The following is a 15120-nucleotide window of genomic DNA, read 5'->3' as shown; positions in this document are numbered from 1 at the left end:
TCACGCACCGTCAGCCGTACAGCCTTTCGCCGCATATTGTTCTTCGACCGTGGTGGCACACTTCCAGCCATCGGTGGCACTGCGAATCAAGGTGATGGTCTTGCCCTGGACGGGGGCCGGCGCATCGAGGATTTCACAGGCAATCGAGCCCGCGCCACTGGCCACGTCCCCGGCCACGGTAATCACACAATTGGCCGTCGGACTGGTGCCGCCGATCAATGCCAGCGTCGGAACAGCCCCCTGGTTAAAGGTGTCCTCGAATCCAGCCTTCAGTGCCGAGATTTCCGCCAACCCAGCGGTAAATTTCGCCTTGGCCTGGTGTTTCGTATACATGGGCAAGCCGATAGTGGCCAAAATGCCAATGATCGCTACGACGATCAACAACTCGATCAGGGTAAAACCTTTCTGACGCATCATGCTCACTCTCCAGAATAGAACAGCATCGCAGGGCGCATCCTGCGCCCTGCTCTCAGCAGCCGCGCCAGTGTACTCATCCAGGCCGTGGCATTCCTGCACAAGACGCACAATCTGACATTTTTTCACCCCTCGAGCCGCTGCCGAACACCCGAGGCTGACTAAGCTGTAAAGCTTCACCAGCCCCGCACGGTAGCGCGCAATGAATGCTTTGACCTTCCACACGACGAGCACCGGTAAAGCCCAGCCATGACCACCGCGCCCACGACCTACACTTGGGAAGGCACCCTGCACAACGGCCGTAAAGTCGCTGGCGAAACCAGTGGCTACAACCCCGCGCTGATCAAGGCACAGCTACGTCGCCAGGGCATCATCCCTGGCCGGGTCCGAGTGAAGTCGAACCGCCTGTCGAGCCTCGCCAGCCCCATCCGTCCCGCCGACATCGCACTCTTCACCCGACAGCTGGCCACGCTGCTGAGAGCCGGAATCCCCATGCTGCAAGCATTCGATATCATCGGTGACGGTTTCGACAACCGGCACATGCGCGTATTGGTGCAGGCGCTGAAGCAGGACATCGCCGCCGGTAGCAATCTGTCTCTCGCGCTGCTGAAAAGGCCACGGTACTTCGATACATTGTATTGCAACCTGATCGCGGCCGGCGAACAGGCCGGCGCGCTCGAAACCCTGCTGGAACGCGTAGCGATTCATCTGGAAAAGAGCGAGCAACTCAAGGCCAGGATCAAGAAAGCCATGACCTATCCGTTGGTTGTCCTGATCGTAGCCATCGTCGTCAGCGGTATTCTGCTGATCCACGTCGTGCCGCAGTTTCAAGGGCTGTTTGCCGGCATCGATGCGCCCTTGCCGGGGTTCACCTTGACGGTTATCGCGCTGTCCGCGTTCATCCAGCATGCCTGGTGGATGCTGCTCATGGCAGTGTTTGCCGGTGTTTTCAGCCTGCGCCACGGTTATGCTCGCTCGCCCGCATTTCGCTTATGGCTGGATGCCAGTTTGTTGAAAGTGCCGCTGGCAGGCACACTGCTGAAAAAGTCGGCCGTGGCCCGTTATGCGCGCACGCTCTCGACGACTTTTTCGGCCGGAGTGCCGTTGGCGCAAGCATTGGATTCGGTGGCAGGAGCCACCGGTAACGGGTTATTCAAACAGGCAATCAAGCGTATGCGTGAAGACGTGGCCACAGGGATGCAATTGAGCCAAGGCATGGCAGCCAGCGGCCTGTTTCCCGGCATGGCAATTCAGATGACAGCCATCGGCGAGGAGTCCGGCACCCTCGATCGCATGCTGGAAAAGGTCGCCAATCACTACGAGGCGGATGTCGATAACCTGGTGGACAGCCTGACCAGCCTCATGGAGCCCCTGATCATGGTGGTGCTCGGCAGTATTGTCGCAGCCCTGGTAATCGCCATGTACCTGCCGATCTTCCAACTCGGCACGGCATTCTGAACATGACACTGAGCCAATTGCTGAGCCTGCAACCCTGGGTATTCATATCCACCGCGCTGGTGCTCGGTTTGATCGTCGGCAGCTTCCTCAATGTGCTGACATGGCGCCTGCCGACAATGCTGGAGCGGGATTGGCGTGCCCAGGCCCGTGACATCCTCGGACTTGATCCGGAACCGGTCGGCCCGCCCTACAACCTGATGCACCCCAACTCTTGCTGCCCCCATTGCGCCCAACCGATTCGCCCCTGGGAAAATATCCCGCTGCTCAGTTATCTGTTGCTTAAAGGTCGCTGCGCGCATTGCAAAGCCCCCATCAGTGCGCGCTACCCCCTTACCGAACTGGCTTGCGGGCTGATTTCGGGGTTTATTGCCTGGCATTTCGGTTTCGGCTGGACGGCAGGCGCCGTGTTGCTGTTGAGCTGGGGGTTGCTGGCCATGAGCCTGATTGATGCCGATCACCAGTTGTTGCCCGATGTGCTGGTTCTGCCCCTGCTGTGGCTCGGGTTGATCCTCAACTCTTTTGAGCTGTTCACCTCATTGCCAGACGCGCTGTGGGGCGCCATCGCCGGCTATCTGAGCCTGTGGTCGGTGTTCTGGGTGTTCAAGCTGATCACCGGAAAGGACGGCATGGGGCAAGGGGATTTCAAACTGCTGGCAATGCTCGGTGCCTGGGGCGGCTGGCAAATCCTGCCGATGACACTGTTGCTGGCTTCGCTGGTCGGCGCCGTCTCGGGGCTGGTCCTGCTGCGTCTGCGCGACGCCCAGACGTCCACGCCGCTACCTTTTGGCCCTTATCTGGCCACTGCCGGCTGGATTGCATTGCTCTGGGGTGGTCAAATAACCGACTTCTATTTGCAGTCTGTCGGTTTCAGATGACCACTTCTGTTGTAACACCCTGGATTCTCGGCCTCACGGGCGGCATCGGCAGCGGTAAAAGCGCGGCGGCCCAGCATTTCATTGACCTTGGCGTCGACCTGATCGACGCCGACCACGCTGCCCGCTGGGTCGTGGAGCCCGGGCGGGCGGCGCTGGCGAGTATTGCCGAACATTTTGGCGCCGAGATTCTGCTGCCGGACGGCCAACTGAATCGGGCGGCCTTGCGCAAGCGTATATTCGAAGCCCCGCAACAACGTCTGTGGCTGGAAGCCTTGCTGCATCCGCTGATTGCCGAAGAGATTCGCAGCCATCTGGCTCGTGCCCGATCGCCTTATGCAATTCTGGTCTCGCCGTTGCTGATCGAATCCGGTCAGTACAGCATGACCCAGCGCATCCTGGTGATCGATGTGCCGCAATCACTGCAGATTCAGCGTACCCTGCAGCGCGACGGCATCAGCGAAGAGCAGGTGCAGGCAATTCTCAAGGCCCAGTCCAGCCGGGAAGACCGCCTGAACCATGCCGATGACGTGCTGGTCAATGACCAGGACCTCGCCTGGCTGCACAGCGAGGTCGAGCGACTGCACCACTTTTACCTTACTTTGCGTGGAGGCCGATCATGAGCCAACCCTTGACCGTCGACTGCCCAACCTGCGGCGCACCCGTGGAATGGAAAGCGACCAACCTCAATCGTCCGTTCTGCTCGGACCGTTGCAAACTGATCGACCTGGGTGCCTGGGCCGCTGAAGAACACAAGATTCCCGTCGCCCCGGACGCCGAAGATGAACTGTTCTCCGAGGACCTGCCGCCGCGTCATTAAGGCCGCATAAAGGCATATTCCTGCTGGTCGTCGAGGTTTTCCGCAAGGTACTGCAACTCATCGGCCAGGTCCTCGAAACTGCGTACGCCCTTGCTCTGTTGCACCACTGCACTGAGCAGGGCCCGCAAGGTCAAACCCGGGTCAAAGCCGATTTCCTGTGCCGCATCCTGGCTTCTGCGCAATTCCTGCCGTGCCCATTCGTACACACTCATGATCATGCTCCTGAAAGTTTGGTGAAGCATGCGACCACTTGCACCTCCAGGATTTGATTTGGATCAAGAGCGCGAATCGTCGTCCTTCCAGGGCGCCGAGAGGTAGCGTGTACGATTGAAGGTCTCCAGCCACTCCGGGCAAAAGACCACCAGCGCACTGATCACCACGCCATTGATGAACGCCTCGGGAAAGATGATCAGCCATAAGTAGCCGACGAAATCCTCGATCCACTCCGGCATCGCGAAACGACCGTCCAGCCAAAGCAGACCGAGACCCGCCAATAGACACAACAGCGCCGAGAGCGCCGCGGCGAAAAAACCCGAGCAGAAGATGTACACAAACGGATTGCGTGGCTGAGCCCGTTCCACCAGCACCGCGCACGCTTCGGTCACCAGCACGGGCAGCAGAATCAGCAACAGGCCATTGATCCCGACCGCTGCCAGGTCCTGGCGACCGAGTGCAACCAGCCCCATCTGTGCCGCCAACCCGCCGACAATAGCCAGAGGCCAGTCGAGCAACAGGGTCACGGCGGTCATGCCGATAAAATGATAGGACACACCCGTGTCGAAATCTCGGCGTACCAACCACAGCATAAACAGCGCGAACACCGTGCCGAACAACAAATGCTGGCGCCGTCGGTCAGAAAACAGCTCGACCCAAGGTGAATGCAGGATCGCCCACATCACCACCGGCGCATATAACAGCCAGCCAATGCTGAGGGTTTCCGGTGCGAGGACGCTGGCGCTGATCACGGGTGCAACGCCTGGCGCAAGTGAGTGGCCGAATCGCATTCGTACCCGGGCACCCGTTGCTCTCCGACTGCAACCGCCCGGACCCACGGCGACAAAAGACTCAGAAACATCACAACAGAACACTTCACTGCGAACTCCTTGTGCAAAACCACCGACCGAGTGGCAGTTTACACCGAGCTTTTGCAGCAGGACTTCCTGCAGTCATCATTTGAACGCTAAGCTTGGGCCATGGATGACTCAGATTATTTGCGCCTGCTGACCATAGCGGCCGAACAAGCCAATGCGTTCCTGTCCAATGCCCGCAAATGGGAGCGGGAGCGTTGGGTCTGCCAGCGTCTGCTGCAAGGATTGAATGTGCCCTACCGTGCCGAAGAATTTCATGCGGCCGGGCAAGAGCCGCCGGACGTGCTGTTTCGCGACGCCAGTTTCGAGGTGTTTTTTGTTCTAGACGAGGGCCGGCGCCTCAACGACGAATGGCGCGACGAGTTGCTACGCCGACGCAGTGCTTTCTCCCTGAGCCAACTGGTGCGACGCGAGGCCAAACCCAAACGCATCCCCGCCCATGAATTTCTACTGCGCTTGGCACCGACCTTGCGCAAGAAAGCCCACAACTATAAAGAGCGCGGCATGGACCTCGCAGAGCTGGACATCGTCGCGTTCGCCAGCCTCAAGCGCGAAGTGCTGGATCTGAACAGCCATTTCCCGCCCCCCCACCGAATACTTGCGCCAGGGTTGGCGCTCGCTGTCTCTGGTCGGTCCGACGTTCGCCAGGGTGCTGTTCGCGCATCCCGACGCTCCGGACTTTTTGCGTAACAATCTGGGACGCAGCATCGTCTTTGATGTCGGCATCAGCCTTTGAGCCAACGCCCACATGGCGAAACACCAAGGCTGGTGATACAAAGAGCAGGCAATTTTCCCTGCCGACTGCCAAAGAACGAAAGCCGTGAGGTTCAACGGCTATGCTTGTGTAACGTTCACCGCCTTTGCAACGTCTACCTGACGAGGCCCTTATGACCAGCCGCCTGAACCCCGACGACCAACAGCATGTCGAAGAGTACCTGCAACTGTCCCAGCACCAGGTCGAGCGCAAGCCTTTCCGGCCGTGGCTGCTCCTTGGCGTGATACTGGTGGTGGTGATCGGACTGGGTCTTTTAAGCCGCTTTCTGAGTTACCTGACGCTATGAGCTGCCTTGCGCTCGCTCGGGTAATTGCACCGATTTCCTTTAGCCTTGCGAGATATCCCCATGACCCATCGTATTATTATCGTCGGCGGCGGCGCCGGCGGCCTGGAGTTGGCTACCCGCCTGGGCAAGACTCTGGGCAAGCGCGGCACCGCCAGCATCACGCTGGTGGACACTAACCTGACCCACATCTGGAAACCTCTGCTGCATGAGGTCGCCGCCGGCTCGCTGAATTCCTCGGAAGACGAACTCAACTATGTCGCCCAGGCAAAATGGAACCACTTCGAGTTCCAACTGGGGCGCATGAGCGGGCTTGATCGTGAGCAGAAGAAAATCCAATTGGCCGCGACCCTCGATGAGGAAGGCCGGGAACTGGTGCCCGCACGCGTCTTGAGTTACGACAGCCTGGTCATTGCCGTCGGCAGCACCACCAATGATTTCGGCACCGAAGGCGCGGCCCAGCACTGTCTGTTCCTGGACACACGCAAGCAAGCCGAGCGTTTCCACCAGCAATTGCTCAATCACTACCTGCGTGCCCATGCCGGGCAAACCGATACGGTGGAGCAAATCAGCGTAGCGATCGTGGGTGCCGGCGCCACTGGCGTCGAATTGGCCGCCGAACTGCATAACGCCGCCCATGAACTGGCAGCCTATGGCTTGGACCGGATCAAGCCGGAAAACATGCATATCACCCTCATCGAAGCCGGCCCGCGAGTCCTGCCGGCCCTGCCGGAGCGCATCAGCGGGCCTGTGCACAAGACCCTGGAGAAGCTCGGAGTAACGCTGATGACCAACTCGGCCGTGAGCGAAGTCACCGCCGACAGCTTGATCACCAGCAGCGGCCAAGTGATTCCAGCCAGCCTCAAGGTCTGGGCCGCCGGTATCCGCGCGCCGGCGTTTCTCAAGGACATCGACGGCCTGGAAACCAACCGCATTAATCAACTGCAGGTACTGCCGACGCTGCAGACCACCCGCGACGAAAACATCTTCGCCTTCGGCGACTGCGCGGCCTGCCCGCAACCGGGCACGGATCGCAACGTACCGCCACGCGCGCAGGCAGCCCATCAGCAGGCGTCGCTGCTGGCCAAGTCGCTGAAACTGCGCATTGAAGGCAAGACACTGCCCACCTACACGTACACCGACTACGGCTCACTGATCTCGCTGTCGCGTTTTTCGGCGGTGGGTAACTTGATGGGCAACCTGACGGGCAGCGTGATGCTGGAAGGCTGGCTGGCGCGGATGTTTTATGTGTCGTTGTACCGCATGCACCAGATGGCGCTGTACGGGTTCTTCCGCACCGCGATGCTGATGCTGGGGAGCAAGATCGGCCGCGGCACCGAGCCGCGTCTCAAACTGCACTGATACCACCGCCCCGGATGGGACTCGGTCAATGTGGGAGGGGGCTTGCTCCCACATTTGATCTGCGGTGCTTTCAGGATTTGTACAGGCAAAAAAAATCCCCGTATCTTTCGATACGAGGATTTTTAATATGGTCGGGGTAAGGGGATTCGAACTCCTGACATCCTGCTCCCAAAGCAGGCGCGCTACCGGACTGCGCTATACCCCGGTAAAAAAAAGGCGACCTTTTCAAGTCGCCTTCTTCGATCAGCGCTTTTGGCCTCTGATCTTAAGATTCGATTCCAGCGCTAACTGGTCTCAAAAATGGTGGGTCGTGTGGGATTCGAACCTACGACCAATTGGTTAAAAGCCAACTGCTCTACCAACTGAGCTAACGACCCAAATATGGTCGGGGTAAGGGGATTCGAACTCCTGACATCCTGCTCCCAAAGCAGGCGCGCTACCGGACTGCGCTATACCCCGGTTTGAAATTGGCTCCGTGACCAGGACTCGAACCTGGGACCCAATGATTAACAGTCATTTGCTCTACCGACTGAGCTATCACGGAACTACATATTTCAAGGTACTACTTTACGGCTTACTGCCTTCTCTTCGACTTGCCCGTATTGCTACGTTCATGTCTCTGAGGCGCGCTATTCTACAATCTTAAAAACCCCTGTCAACCCTTTAAATTGCTTTTAAGACAATGATTTGCGCTTGTTTCTGATTTCTTCTTGGGGAGAAGAAACCCGTGGGCTGACGTTGCTGCGGGGCGCACTTTACAAGCCTTTGTCTTACAGTTCAACGCCCTATCGAAAAAAAAAGCCCTGCTACACGGCAATGCGGTTGTAGGAGCGAGGGGGCGCTTAGCCCTTGCTCGCGAAAAACCTAAACGATAACGCAGCAATGCTTGAGTAACGAGGCGCTCTCAGGTTCTTCGCGAGCCAGCTCGCTCCTACAATAACCCCGGCAGTTTCAGTGGAAAACGATTTCGTCGTTCTCAACCGTCGCTGTAACACTGGTGCCAGGCAAGAAGCTGCCCGACAGAATCAGCTGGGCCAGCGGGTTCTCGATCCAACGCTGGATCGCACGTTTCAACGGCCGTGCGCCATACACTGGGTCGTAACCGACCGCGATCAGCTTGTCCAACGCCTCTCGGCTCAGTTCCAGGGACAACTCGCGTTCGGCCAAGCGACTGCGCAGGCGCCCCAACTGAATCTCGGTAATGCCGGCGATCTGATCTCGTGCCAGGGGCTCGAAGATCACCACCTCATCGACCCGGTTGATAAATTCCGGGCGAAAGTGAGTGGTCAGCGCATCCATCACCGCCGCACGCTGGGCTTCACGATCCCCTACCAGTTCCTGGATCTGTACCGACCCCAGGTTGGAGGTCATCACAATCACCGTATTCCGGAAATCCACGGTGCGCCCGTGGCTGTCCGTCAGACGGCCATCTTCCAACACTTGCAGCAACACGTTGAACACATCCGGGTGAGCCTTCTCGACCTCATCCAGCAGAATGACCGAGTAAGGCTTGCGGCGTACCGCTTCGGTCAGATAACCGCCTTCTTCGTAACCCACATAGCCTGGTGGCGCCCCAATCAGGCGAGCCACGGAATGTTTCTCCATGAACTCAGACATATCGATACGCACCATGGCCTCTTCGGTATCGAAGAGGAACTCCGCCAATGCCTTGCACAGCTCGGTCTTACCCACACCGGTCGGGCCGAGGAACATGAACGAGCCGCTCGGACGGTTCGGGTCGGACAAGCCGGCCCTGGAACGCCGTACCGCGTTGGACACCGCCACCACGGCCTCTTCCTGACCAATGACGCGCTGGTGCAACAGGCTTTCCATCTTCAGCAGCTTGTCGCGCTCGCCTTCAAGCATTTTCGACACCGGAATGCCGGTCCACTTGGACACCACCTCCGCAATTTCTTCCTCGGTCACCTTGCTGCGTAGCAACTGGTTTTCGCTGTGACCGTGCTGGTCGACCATTTGCAGGCTGCGCTCCAGGTCCGGGATCACTCCGTACTGCAACTCGGCCATGCGGTTCAGGTCGCCTTTGCGGCGGGCGGCTTCCAGTTCCTGACGTGATTGCTCGATCTTTAGCTGGATCTGCGCGGAACCCTGTACTTCGGCTTTTTCCGAGGTCCAGATTTCCTCGAGGTCCGAATACTCACGCTCCAGACGGACGATTTCTTCCTTGAGTTTTTCCAGGCGTTTCTTGGCCGCGTCGTCGTCCTCTTTTTTCAGTGCCTGGGATTCGACTTTCAGTTGAATCAGGCGCCGCTCCAGGCGATCCAGCACTTCGGGCTTGGAGTCGATCTCCATGCGGATGCGACTGGCCGCTTCGTCGATCAAGTCGATGGCCTTGTCCGGCAACTGACGGTCGGTGATATAGCGATGGCTCAGCTTGGCCGCCGCAATGATCGCACCGTCAGTGATTGCCACCTTGTGGTGGACCTCATAGCGCTCTTTCAGGCCACGCAGGATCGCGATGGTGTCTTCTTCGCTGGGTTCTTCCACCAGGACTTTCTGGAAGCGCCGCTCCAACGCAGCATCTTTCTCGATGTACTGGCGATATTCGTTGAGCGTGGTAGCACCGACGCAGTGCAGCTCGCCGCGCGCCAGGGCGGGCTTGAGCATGTTGCCAGCATCCATGGAACCTTCGCCTTTACCGGCGCCGACCATGGTGTGCAGTTCGTCGATAAACAGAATGATCTGCCCTTCCTGCTTCGACAATTCATTCAGCAGGGATTTCAGACGTTCTTCGAACTCGCCACGGAACTTCGCACCAGCGATCAACGCCCCCATGTCCAGGGAGAGCAGGCGCTTGCCCTTGAGGCCGTCCGGCACTTCACCATTAATGATGCGCTGGGCCAGGCCCTCGGCAATCGCGGTTTTACCCACGCCAGGCTCACCGATCAACACCGGGTTGTTTTTGGTACGGCGCTGCAGGACCTGAATGGTGCGACGGATTTCATCGTCCCGGCCGATCACCGGGTCCAGCTTGCCGTCTTCGGCGCGCTTGGTCAGGTCGACAGTGTATTTATCCAGGGCCTGACGGGACTCCTCATGATTAGGGTCGTTCACCGCCTCGCCGCCACGCAGATTGTTGATGGCGTTTTCCAGGGCTTTTTTGCTCACGCCCTGGCCCAGCAACAGTTTGCCGAGCTTGCTGTTGTCATCCATGGCGGCGAGCAACACCAGTTCACTGGAGATGAACTGGTCGCCCTTCTGCTGGGCCAGGCGGTCGGCCTGATTGAGCAGGCGCGCCAGATCCTGGGACATGTTCACGTCGCCCGTTGGATTCTGGATTTTCGGCAGTTGATCGAGCTCTTTGCTCAATTCCTTGCGCAGGCTGTTGACGTCAAAGCCCACCTGCATCAACAGGGGCTTGATAGAACCACCCTGCTGCTCGAGGAGCGCCTGCATCAAGTGCGCAGGCTCGATGGCCGGATGGTCGAGGCCAACCGCCAGGGATTGTGAGTCCGATAACGCCAATTGTAATTTGCTGGTTAAACGATCAATACGCATTAGTCACCTTCCTTTTGAGCAGGCCGGAGCTATGTAGGAGCGAGTTTGCTCGCGAGAAACACATCCTGAATGAAGAAACCTGCCAGATGCCCTTATAGATGGGGTGGATTCTGGAAGAATCAAGCGGGCGCTGCTTGATATGGATCAGCAGAGTCTAGCGTTCGAGCCAGATAAGGGAGGCAAATCGACCGGTGCGAGGACTGCGACGGTAAGAAAAGAAGCGCGGATCGTTCACGGTACAAAAACCACCACCGTAGACCGCCGTTATTCCACGAGCAGCCAGGCGCAGGCGAGCCAACTGATAGATGTCGGCCATGAACTTGCCCGGGGATTGGCTGGGAGCGAAGGCTTGCGACGTTTGCGGATGCCGCCGCATAAAGGCTTCACGCACTTCCGGGCCAACTTCGAAGGCCTGCGGACCGATGGATGGGCCCAGCCAGACCAGCACTTGGTCAGGCTCGACCTGCAGACAGTCGACCGTCGCCTCCAACACACCTGCCGCCAACCCTCGCCAACCGGCATGAGCGGCGGCAACGCGGCTGCCGTCTCGCGTGCAAAACAAGGCCGGCAAGCAGTCCGCGGTCATCGCCGTGCACGCGATGCCCGGGGCGCTGGTCCAACTGCCGTCGGCTTCGGCAATCCGGCCAGGATCGGCTTCGACCACGCTGACCCCATGAACCTGGCGCAGCCAGGCCGGCTGGATATTGAACGCGTCGGTAAGACGGCGGCGATTCTCAAGGACGGCCTCAAGGCTGTCCTCGACATGGTCGCCAAGATTGAGGCTGTCGAACGGCGCCAGACTGACGCCGCCCGCACGCGTGGTGACACAGGCTTTCACCCCGATAGGCGCAGGCCAGTCAGGAATCAGCCAGTTACTCACCCGACAAACGCCTCGCGATCCTGCTTGAGCAGCGACAACAACCAGACAAAATCGTCCGGCAGTGGCGATTCCCAGCTCATTCGCTTGCCGCTCGTCGGATGATCCAGTTCCAGGAAGCGTGCATGCAAGGCCTGGCGCGGGAATGTCTTCAGCGATTCAACCATGGTCTGACTGGCCGCTGGCGGAATGCGGAAGCGACCGCCGTAGGCCGGGTCGCCGACCAACGGAAAGTTGATGTGCGCCATATGTACCCGAATCTGGTGGGTCCGGCCGGTTTCCAGCTTGACCCGCACATGGGTGTGGGAGCGGAAACGCTCCAGCACGCGGTAATGGCTGACAGCTTGTTTGCCGCCCTCCATCACCGCCATGCGCTGGCGCTGCTGGCCGTGGCGACCAATGGGCGCATTGATCTTGCCACCGGCCACGACCACCCCGATCACGATGCATTCGTAGATCCGGCTGACGCTGCGGCTTTGCAGTTGTGTTACCAACTGCGTCTGCGCCTGAATGGTCTTGGCCACCACCATCAGACCGGTGGTGTCCTTGTCCAGACGGTGGACAATGCCGCAGCGCGGGACATTGATGATGTCCGGCACATGGTGCAACAGGGCATTGAGCAAAGTGCCATCAGCGTGCCCGGCCGCCGGGTGAACCACCAGGCCTGCGGGTTTGTTGATGACCAGGATATCGTCGTCTTCATAGACGATATCCAGCTCGATGTCCTGGGCAATCCATTCTCCCTGGGCTTCCTGCTCGGCAGTCAGCTCAAGGATCGCACCGCCATGGACTATGTCTCGCGGGCGGATAACCGCTCCATCCACAGTCAGGCGGCCGTCTTTGATCCAGGCGGAAAGGCGCGAGCGCGAGTGCTCAGCGAATAATTGTGCGGCGACTTGATCGAGGCGTTGGCCGCCCAATTCGGACGGCACCTCTGCGCGAAGTTCAATTTTATCGGACATGCTCAGACTAGGCGTGGCACAGCCTTTGGTTTCGGCTGCGCGCTTGTGGTTAAATACGGCGTCTTTTGCCCCGAGGCTTTCAACGGGGCACTCATCATAACAGGACGGCCCCGCCCAAGACAGCGGCCGTCATAGGGACGCAAGCCGCCATGCAAGTGAAACACCTGCTGCTGATCGCCATCCTCGCCATGACTGCTGCTTGCTCGTCAACCAAGGACGTCGTTGACGAAAACCTCAGCGAAGTCGAGCTGTACCAGCAAGCTCAGACCGATCTGGACAATAATAGCTACACCAGCGCTACCACCAAGCTCAAGGCGCTGGAGTCGCGTTACCCGTTTGGTCGCTATGCCGACCAGGCCCAGCTTGAGCTGATCTACGCCAACTACAAGAATGCCGAGCCGGAAGCTGCCAAGTCCGCCGCCGAGCGTTTTATCCGTCTGCACCCTCAGCACCCGAACGTGGACTACGCCTACTACCTCAAGGGCCTGACCTCGTTTGACCAGGACGTCGGCCTGCTGGCGCGCTTCCTGCCGCTGGACATGACCAAGCGTGACCCCGGTGCCGCTCGCGACTCCTATAACGAGTTCGCCCAGCTGACCAGCCGCTTCCCCAACAGCCGCTACGCTCCCGACGCCAAGCAGCGCATGATCTACCTGCGCAACTTGCTGGCGTCCTACGAAATCCATGTGGCACATTACTACCTAAGCCGTCAGGCGTATGTAGCAGCCGCCAACCGTGGTCGCTACGTGGTGGAAAACTTCCAGGAAACCCCTTCGGTGGGTGACGGCCTGGCAGTGATGACCGAGGCTTATCAACGCCTGCATCTGGACCAGCTGGAGGCCACCAGCCTGGAAACCTTGAAGCTCAACTACCCGGATCATCCGAGCCTGCAGGACGGCCAGTTCGTCCCACAGGTTGCCGAAGCGGACAACCGCTCGTGGCTGAGCAAATACACCCTGGGCCTGATCGAATCCCGTCCTCCGCTGCCGCCGGGCGAAACCCGCGCCAACCAGGACGTGATCAAGCAGTACCAGGATGCCAAGGACGCCATTCCTGCGGAATTGAAACCTCAGGATGAAAACGGCGACGTGATTGAAGAGCAGGAACCCGAAGCGCTCGGCAACAATGAAGACCGCTCGTGGTTCAGCTACATGACGTTTGGCGTCTTTGACTGAGACAGGTCGGCAACATCAAAAAAGGAGCCCGCGAGGCTCCTTTTTCATGGCGCGACTTTATTGCTCTGTGCGTCGACCGCGTCCTTGGCTAAACTGGCGCATTCCCTGTCGAGAAGCTACTTCCCATGGTTCGTCTACTGTTCTGGATTGCCCTGATTGCCGCCGCGATATGGCTGTGGCGCCGGCTCAAGCGTCCTGCCTCAACGCAACAACGGCCCAACGAGCAAAGCGCGGCGCCGATGGTACGCTGCTCGCACTGCGGCGTGCACCTGCCCCAGGACCGGGCGCTGAGCCAGCGTCAGGAGTGGTATTGCACTCAAGCGCATCTGGAACAAGGCCCCAAATCCATCGAGCGTTGAAATCAACTGCCGGAGCGAGTACAGCAGCTCCGGGCCTGATGGATGCCGCCGATTAAATCCGGCCCGCCGGCGCATAAGGTGCTGGATCAATGATTGGCTGGCGCCCGAGCAGCAGATCAGCAAACAACTGGCAGGACGCCGGCGCCAGCACCAATCCATTGCGGTAATGCCCGCAGTTGAGCCATAACCCTTCAAATCCAGGCACCTCGCCGATGTAAGGAATACCTTGCGGCGATCCAGGCCGTAATCCCGCCCAATGCCCCACGACCTCGGCATCAGCCAGGGCAGGAATCAACTCCACAGCCGACACCTTCAGGCTTTCCAGGGCATTTTCGGTCGGCACCTTGTCGAAGCCCGCATGCTCCAGCGTGCTGCCAATCAGAATATGCCCATCCCGGCGCGCAATGGCATAACGCCCCTTTGCCAGAACCATGCTCGAAAGAAAATCCGGCGCGCACTTGTACAAGATCATCTGCCCCTTGACCGGCTCCACCGGCAACACAAGGCCAAGGCTGTGCAGCAGTTCCCCACTCCAGGCGCCAGCCGCGAGGACCACATGCTCGCCGCGTATCTCGCCAGAGGCGGTATTGACCCCGACAATCCTGTCCCCCTCGCGAATGAACCCTTCTACCGCGCAATGCTCATGAATCGTCACACCGGGCAAGGCCAGCAACGCAGCCTTGAGGGATTTGACCAACCGTGGGTTTCGTACGTTAGCCACATCTGCCATGTAAATGGCCCGGGAAAATCCAGGGCCCAGTACCGGCACGGCATCACGGGCAGCTGAAACATCCACCGGACTCAACGGTCGGCCTTCGCGAACAGCCCAGGCGAGCGCCTCGGCCTCATCCTCCAGGTCCAGCCAGTACAACCCCGTGGTATGTACCTCGGGATCGACGCCCGTGGCCGCGAAGAGACGCTCGGCCAACTGTGGATAAAAATCCTGCGACCAATGCGCCAGCGCAGTGACTGCGGGACTGTAGCGCCACGGGTATAACGGCGAAACAATCCCGCCGCCCGCCCAGGACGACTCTTGCCCCAGCGCCGAACGGTCGAGCAAAGCCACCGCCTGCCCTTGGGTCGCCAGATTGAATGCCGTCAACAACCCGATCACACCGCCACCGACAATCACTGTTTGCTGCTTAGTCATTATTTGATC

General features: G+C 59.2%; 15 protein-coding genes, 4 tRNA genes and 1 pseudogene. 9 read left to right on the top strand and 11 right to left on the bottom strand.

Going from position 1 to position 15120, the window contains the following annotated elements:
* On the bottom strand, positions 1-414 hold the full coding sequence (locus BLU75_RS00280) for a pilin (RefSeq protein WP_084376514.1): 414 nt from the start codon (positions 412-414) through the stop codon (positions 1-3).
* Between the two features lie 249 nt (positions 415-663).
* Between BLU75_RS00280 and BLU75_RS00275 the strand changes: the two genes are divergently transcribed.
* The 4 genes from BLU75_RS00275 to yacG are packed head-to-tail and all read left to right on the top strand — an operon-like array spanning position 664 to position 3564.
* Entirely contained in the window at positions 664-1872 is a 1209-nt protein-coding gene (locus BLU75_RS00275) for a type II secretion system F family protein (protein WP_084376375.1), read from the top strand.
* Between the two features lie 2 nt (positions 1873-1874).
* Positions 1875-2747 (top strand): prepilin peptidase, encoded by an 873-nt coding sequence (locus BLU75_RS00270; protein WP_084376376.1) that lies wholly within the window; start codon positions 1875-1877, stop codon positions 2745-2747.
* Complete coding sequence (coaE, locus tag BLU75_RS00265) at positions 2744-3367, top strand: dephospho-CoA kinase (RefSeq protein ID WP_084376377.1); 624 nt, start codon at positions 2744-2746, stop codon at positions 3365-3367. The genes BLU75_RS00270 and coaE overlap by 4 nt, the downstream gene beginning before the upstream one ends.
* Positions 3364-3564 carry a DNA gyrase inhibitor YacG gene (gene yacG / locus BLU75_RS00260; protein WP_003188437.1) on the top strand — a complete coding sequence of 67 codons (201 nt, stop codon included), beginning with the start codon at positions 3364-3366 and terminating at the stop codon, positions 3562-3564. The genes coaE and yacG overlap by 4 nt, the downstream gene beginning before the upstream one ends.
* Here the strand turns inward: yacG and BLU75_RS00255 are convergent.
* Together BLU75_RS00255 and BLU75_RS00250 are read right to left on the bottom strand one after the other, a co-directional pair.
* Positions 3561-3776: a hypothetical protein gene (locus tag BLU75_RS00255; protein ID WP_084376378.1), complete on the bottom strand. Its 216-nt coding sequence runs from the start codon at positions 3774-3776 to the stop codon at positions 3561-3563. The genes yacG and BLU75_RS00255 overlap by 4 nt on opposite strands.
* Positions 3777-3839: 63 nt before the next feature.
* Positions 3840-4529: an energy-coupling factor ABC transporter permease gene (locus BLU75_RS00250; protein WP_084376379.1), complete on the bottom strand. Its 690-nt coding sequence runs from the start codon at positions 4527-4529 to the stop codon at positions 3840-3842.
* A 228-nt stretch (positions 4530-4757) separates the two neighbouring features.
* Here BLU75_RS00250 and BLU75_RS00245 point away from each other — a divergent pair.
* The 3 genes and pseudogenes from BLU75_RS00245 to BLU75_RS00235 all read left to right on the top strand — a co-directional run bounded on the left by BLU75_RS00245 (position 4758) and on the right by BLU75_RS00235 (position 7072).
* Positions 4758-5388, top strand: a pseudogene (locus BLU75_RS00245) (DUF1780 domain-containing protein).
* Between the two features lie 151 nt (positions 5389-5539).
* Positions 5540-5713: a DUF3094 family protein gene (locus BLU75_RS00240; RefSeq protein WP_084376381.1), complete on the top strand. Its 174-nt coding sequence runs from the start codon at positions 5540-5542 to the stop codon at positions 5711-5713.
* 60 nt (positions 5714-5773) lie between these two features.
* Positions 5774-7072, top strand: a complete 1299-nt coding sequence (locus BLU75_RS00235) for an NAD(P)/FAD-dependent oxidoreductase (RefSeq protein WP_084376382.1) — start codon at positions 5774-5776, stop codon at positions 7070-7072.
* 128 nt (positions 7073-7200) lie between these two features.
* Here BLU75_RS00235 and BLU75_RS00230 read toward each other — a convergent pair.
* The 7 genes from BLU75_RS00230 to rluD all read right to left on the bottom strand — a co-directional run bounded on the left by BLU75_RS00230 (position 7201) and on the right by rluD (position 12427).
* Positions 7201-7277: transfer RNA gene (locus BLU75_RS00230), tRNA-Pro, on the bottom strand.
* Positions 7278-7373: 96 nt separating this feature from the next.
* Positions 7374-7449 (bottom strand) — tRNA-Lys (locus BLU75_RS00225).
* 5 nt (positions 7450-7454) lie between these two features.
* A tRNA-Pro gene (locus BLU75_RS00220) sits at positions 7455-7531 on the bottom strand.
* Between the two features lie 9 nt (positions 7532-7540).
* Positions 7541-7616, bottom strand: a tRNA-Asn gene (locus BLU75_RS00215).
* Between the two features lie 407 nt (positions 7617-8023).
* A complete protein-coding gene (gene clpB, locus BLU75_RS00210; protein ID WP_084376383.1) occupies positions 8024-10588 on the bottom strand; it encodes an ATP-dependent chaperone ClpB in 2565 nt (854 codons plus the stop codon).
* Between the two features lie 154 nt (positions 10589-10742).
* Positions 10743-11468, bottom strand: coding sequence for a peptidoglycan editing factor PgeF (pgeF, locus tag BLU75_RS00205; protein ID WP_084376384.1), 726 nt, complete (start codon positions 11466-11468; stop codon positions 10743-10745).
* Positions 11465-12427 (bottom strand): 23S rRNA pseudouridine(1911/1915/1917) synthase RluD, encoded by a 963-nt coding sequence (gene rluD / locus BLU75_RS00200; protein WP_084376385.1) that lies wholly within the window; start codon positions 12425-12427, stop codon positions 11465-11467. The genes pgeF and rluD overlap by 4 nt, the downstream gene beginning before the upstream one ends.
* Before the next feature lie 149 nt (positions 12428-12576).
* Here rluD and BLU75_RS00195 point away from each other — a divergent pair, with 149 nt between their 5' ends.
* Together BLU75_RS00195 and BLU75_RS00190 are read left to right on the top strand one after the other, a co-directional pair.
* A complete protein-coding gene (locus tag BLU75_RS00195; RefSeq protein ID WP_084376386.1) occupies positions 12577-13602 on the top strand; it encodes an outer membrane protein assembly factor BamD in 1026 nt (341 codons plus the stop codon).
* 125 nt (positions 13603-13727) lie between these two features.
* Positions 13728-13961 (top strand): PP0621 family protein, encoded by a 234-nt coding sequence (locus BLU75_RS00190; protein WP_084376387.1) that lies wholly within the window; start codon positions 13728-13730, stop codon positions 13959-13961.
* Positions 13962-14013: 52 nt separating this feature from the next.
* Here BLU75_RS00190 and thiO read toward each other — a convergent pair whose 3' ends face one another.
* On the bottom strand, positions 14014-15111 hold the full coding sequence (thiO, locus tag BLU75_RS00185) for a glycine oxidase ThiO (protein WP_084376388.1): 1098 nt from the start codon (positions 15109-15111) through the stop codon (positions 14014-14016).
* Positions 15112-15120 lie beyond the last annotated feature (9 nt).

Origin of the sequence: Pseudomonas mucidolens, from assembly GCF_900106045.1 — a bacterium.
Classification (GTDB): Bacteria; Pseudomonadota; Gammaproteobacteria; order Pseudomonadales; family Pseudomonadaceae; genus Aquipseudomonas; species Aquipseudomonas mucidolens.
Note: the sequence above shows the minus strand (reverse complement) of the source record. Positions and strands in the feature narration are given on the sequence as shown.